Origin of the sequence: Nocardia wallacei (genome assembly GCF_029868745.1) — a bacterium.
GTDB classification, from domain to species: domain Bacteria; phylum Actinomycetota; class Actinomycetes; order Mycobacteriales; family Mycobacteriaceae; genus Nocardia; species Nocardia wallacei_B.
Genome location: NZ_JARWOP010000302.1, coordinates 1 through 2,686, shown reverse-complemented (window position 1 = coordinate 2,686; position 2,686 = coordinate 1). Strand labels below are relative to the sequence as shown.

The window sequence follows — 2,686 nt, the reverse complement described above, 5'->3', positions numbered from 1 at the left end:
CCTGGTGCCCTGGCAGGAGCTGGCGCGCCGCACGGGCGCCACGCTGAAGTGGTACGGCGTCACCGACGACGGCCGCATCGATCTCGATTCGCTGGAACTGTCCCCGCGCACCAAGATGGTGGCCTTCACCCACGCCTCCTGACTATCTTTTTTCCCGTCTTCAGGCGGTGGGGGTGGTGGTTCCGCGCCCCCCCCCCCCCCCCCCCCCCCCCCCCCCACGTTCGATGGCGAATCACCTTAGCTGCCTTGGTAATTGATGTGCCCACTCGGTAGGACCACGAAATCGACCGTGATGATCTGCATGTACGGGCCGAGCGGCACGGCTGGTCCCCAAGCGGTCCGTCACCGCGAAGGGGTGTCAGCTACTGGTCGCGGCGGATGTCTCGACTCGGTCCGGTAAGAGTGACAACGTGCCGATGAGGGCGAGATGGTTCCGCTGATTGGCTCAGAAAAAAATACCTATACCCGGATATGCGCATCTGAACATTTGAGTCCTGAGTGGCCGGGCGATGCGGCCTGCCAGCCAGAGGCTCAGTGGACGCCAAGGCAAAGGATCGGGAAGGGACGTGGCCGCGCGATTGCGCTCGCCGCTGACGGAGCCCCTTGCCGCTGACCGGGTTGGAGGCCCGGCCCGGTCAGCGGCTCTGGCGAGGTGGCACATTTGATCGGCACGACGCACCCGTTGTCGTTGCCCGGGCTGATGCCGGGCGTGTTGCTCACCTTGCCGGCAAGACGGTATCGGCCACTGGGGCGTGGGCGCGAGATATGTGTTCGGTGTGAGTCGAATCAGTGGGCGGCGGCCAAAGCCTTGATTACCTCGGCCGCTACTACGGCGTGGCCCGAGATGTTGAAGTGGATGTTGTCGGCGGACATGACCGTGGGGCGATGACCGACCGGGTGCCACCAGAGGTCGATCAGGATGGCGTCGTGGCGGGTGGCCACGCGGCGGATCACCTGGTTGAGAAGGTCCAGACGCTCGTGGAACGGGCGCAGCTGGGGAATGTGCTCGGGGACGGCGTCGGCGATGGTCATGGTGGCGAGGCGGGCGCCGATCGCCTTGCCGGCGGCGAAGATTCGCTCGAGGTTGTCCTCGGCAGCGTTGTAGTCGGGGGTGTCGGTCCACAAATCGTTGCCGCCGCAGGCGATGTAGAGCAGGTCGGGGTCGAAGGCCAGTGCCGTGTCCAGCTGCTCGTCGAGCACCTGGCGGGTGGTGGCGTTGATGCGGCCGGTGTTGAGGAACTCGACCTCGCCCACGGCGGCGCGCAGCACCTGAATTACCCTTGGGGCCCAGTACATCTCGCGGTAGCCGGGGCTGGGGTCGCCTGCTCCGTGCGCGGTGCTGTCGCCGACGAGCGCGATGCGGCGCCACGGCGCGGCGCGCAGCATGTCGACGGCCACCTCGTCGGGGAGGCAATCGGGGTCGGTGGCCTCGGTGTAGGCCTGCTCCGGGGGTGCGCCGAGGTCGCGGTCCGCGGCGGCGGTGGTGGAACCGCTTGCCTCCGTCATGGGCTTCTCCTTGGTCGCTGAGCCGAGAGCTGGTGTCATAAACGCACGAACGTGCGTGCTTTTCACGCTACCGGGCGAGTAGCGTGAGGGTCAAGGTACCCGTGGTTGCGGCGCCTCGACCGGCGATAGGGGCGTGGATAGGGGTTTACCTGCTCGGTCGATGAGCGGGAGGCTCGGATCGCGTCGGCGAACGGTCGTGCGGTAGCTGCTGCCGATCGGGGCCGCCGCCTATGGACTCCAGGAGGAGCAGTGAAGGATCTCAAGGAACGGACGGTGCTCCTGACCGGGGCGTCGGGCGGTATCGGGAAACGCGTGGCACGCCGGCTGGCCGCCGAGGGCGCGCGCGTCGCGCTGGTAGGGCGGCAGGCCGATGTGCTCGGTGCGCTGGCGGAGGAACTGCGCGAGAACGGCGCGAAGGCCGAGCCGGTCCTCGGCGATCTGGCCGATGCGGCGAGTCTCGACGATCTGGTCGACCGGGCGGAGCGGGCGCTGGGGCCGATCGATGTCCTGATCAACAACGCCGGTGTCGAGGTGGCCGCGGCGTTCGCGAAATACGAACCCGCGGAACTGAATTGGATCGTCGATGTCAACCTGATGGCGCCGATGCTGCTCACCCGGCGCGTACTGCCGGGCATGGTCGAGCGGGGCGCCGGGCACGTGCTGTTCGTGTCGACGGGCGCCGCCAAGGTCGCGCCCGCGTTCCAGGCGCCCTACGCCGCGACGAAGGCCGGCCTGGTCTCGCTGGCCCAATCGCTGCGCGCCGAGTACCACGGCACGCCCATCGGGTTCTCCGTCGTGCTGCCCGGTTTCGTGAAGGGCGACGGCATGTATCAGGTCTGGGTCGACCAGGGTGTGCGGGCCAGCGCGCTGTTGGGCTCTACCACCGTGGACCGGATCGCGGGAAAGATCGTCGGCGCGGTGCGGCGCAACAAGTCCGAGGTGCTGGACATGGGCATGCCGGTGCGGTCGATGTTCGCGACGACGCAGTTGTCCCCGGGCTTCGCCGACCGGATGGCCCGGCGGATGTCGCCGGTGTTCCGTAAGCAGGCATCCGCGCGCGATCGGCTGTAGCGCCGCACGTTCCGCCCCCGGGGCGGGCTGCGCGGTGCGGGCCCCCCGGGGTTGGCTGGGGACCCGCCCGGGGCGCCCAGGGAGGCGCCCCTATAGATGGGCTCCCCCC

Annotated in this window: 2 protein-coding genes and 1 pseudogene; 2 read left to right on the top strand and 1 reads right to left on the bottom strand. The window is 68.6% G+C overall.

Annotation, left to right across the window (positions count from 1 at the left end; genetic code table 11):
* Positions 1-139: pseudogene (locus QH470_RS27970) on the top strand (aminotransferase class V-fold PLP-dependent enzyme); the annotation flags it as partial.
* A 647-nt stretch (positions 140-786) separates the two neighbouring features.
* Here the strand turns inward: QH470_RS27970 and QH470_RS27965 are convergent.
* A complete protein-coding gene (locus QH470_RS27965; protein WP_280275343.1) occupies positions 787-1,506 on the bottom strand; it encodes an SGNH/GDSL hydrolase family protein in 720 nt (239 codons plus the stop codon).
* A 249-nt stretch (positions 1,507-1,755) separates the two neighbouring features.
* Between QH470_RS27965 and QH470_RS27960 the strand changes: the two genes are divergently transcribed.
* Positions 1,756-2,577: an SDR family NAD(P)-dependent oxidoreductase gene (locus tag QH470_RS27960; protein WP_280275342.1), complete on the top strand. Its 822-nt coding sequence runs from the start codon at positions 1,756-1,758 to the stop codon at positions 2,575-2,577.
* Positions 2,578-2,686: the final 109 nt, after the last annotated feature.

Bases quoted from the DNA above. Each gene is read 5' to 3' on its own strand.
- QH470_RS27965 (WP_280275343.1), bottom strand. From the start codon at position 1,506: ATGACGGAGGCAAGCGGTTCCACCACCGCCGCCGCGGACCGCGACCTC.